This window comes from Stenotrophomonas sp. PS02289 (assembly GCF_029960115.1).
Lineage (GTDB): Bacteria > Pseudomonadota > Gammaproteobacteria > Xanthomonadales > Xanthomonadaceae > Stenotrophomonas.
In genome coordinates this window covers 1-1222 of the sequence record NZ_JASCOZ010000337.1, presented here as the reverse complement: position 1 = coordinate 1222, position 1222 = coordinate 1, and the positions used below count along the sequence as shown (strand labels likewise).

The following is a 1222-nucleotide window of genomic DNA, read 5'->3' as shown; positions in this document are numbered from 1 at the left end:
GCCTGGGCGCACGCGACACGCTGCGCCTGGAAGCGGGCATGAATCTGTATGGCCAGGACATGGACGAAGCGATCTCGCCGTTCGAAGCCGCGCTGGCTTGGACGGTCGCACTGGATGAAGGTCGCGAGTTCATCGGCCGCGATGTACTGGAGGCACAGAAGGCCGACGGCACCGCACGCCAGATGATCGGCCTGGTGATGGACGAGAAGGGCGTGCTGCGTCACGGCCAAGCTGTGTCGACTGCCAGTGGCAACGGCGAAATCCTGTCCGGCACGTTCTCGCCGACGCTCGGCAAGGGCATCGCATTCGCGCGTGTTCCTGCCGGCGAGCTGGGTCAGGTCCACGTGGACATCCGTGGCCGCCAGGTGCCGGTGCGCGTGGTCAAGTTCCCGTTCGTGCGTGAAGGCCAGGCCCAGCCCGGCGTTCTGGCCGAAGGTTGAGTTGGTTACACTACCCCCGTTTTCAGCCCCCCTAATTTTCCTCGGAGCAGTTCCATGAGCGAGATCCCCGGCGACCTCAAGTTCCTCAAGTCCCACGAGTGGGCCCGTGTCGAAGGCGACGGCCGCGTCACCATCGGTATTTCCGACCACGCGCAGGGCCTGCTGGGCGACCTGGTCTACGTTGAACTGCCCGACGTGGGTGCCGAGGCCAAGGCCGGCGAGCAGATCGCCGTGGTCGAGTCGGTCAAGGCCGCGTCGGACGTCTACAGCCCGGTCAGCGGCACCGTGGTCGAGGTCAACTCGAGCCTGACCGACAAGCCGGAAACCATCAACGAAGACGCCTATGGCGACGGCTGGATGTTCGTGGTCGAGCTTTCCAACAAGGAAGAGATCAACGACCTGCTGGATCCGGACGCCTATGCCGAAGTCCTGGAAAGCGACGACCACTGAGGTCGCTTTTCCGGACACCAGACGGCCGCCACGTGCGGCCGTTTTTTTTTGCGCGCGGTCCCGCATCTGTTATCCGCACGTGAGGGAAGTGGGCGCGCGATGCGCATGACACGACACCTTCAAGCGATCCTTTCGACGCCACCGGTGGGGTCGAGTGCCGCCCGAAGACCGCTGATCGGCGGTCAAAAGTTTGCGCATTTCTGCCAAACCGGAAGCAAAAAGCGCTGACCGATGTGAAAAGTTTTCGTCGCCGTTTCGACCCGGTACTGCTTCGCCGCCGGACGCGGCGAAGCACGCCGCCCTCGTCATCGCACCGCCCGTCGCATGTGTTC

General features: G+C 63.9%; 2 protein-coding genes. Both read left to right on the top strand.

Translation table 11 applies throughout. The annotated features are described in order from the left end of the window. The coding region (locus QMX83_RS21480; RefSeq protein WP_282298652.1) for a glycine cleavage T C-terminal barrel domain-containing protein at nucleotides 1-440 on the top strand (440 nt) is incomplete at its 5' end. Nucleotides 441-494: 54 nt separating this feature from the next. Next, entirely contained in the window at nucleotides 495-890 is a 396-nt protein-coding gene (gene gcvH, locus QMX83_RS21475; RefSeq protein ID WP_282298651.1) for a glycine cleavage system protein GcvH, read from the top strand. The last annotated feature ends 332 nt before the right edge of the window (nucleotides 891-1222 follow it).

Coding starts and splice junctions, on each gene's coding strand:
- gcvH (WP_282298651.1), top strand. CDS start 495: ATGAGCGAGATCCCCGGCGACCTCAAGTTCCTCAAGTCCCACGAGTGG.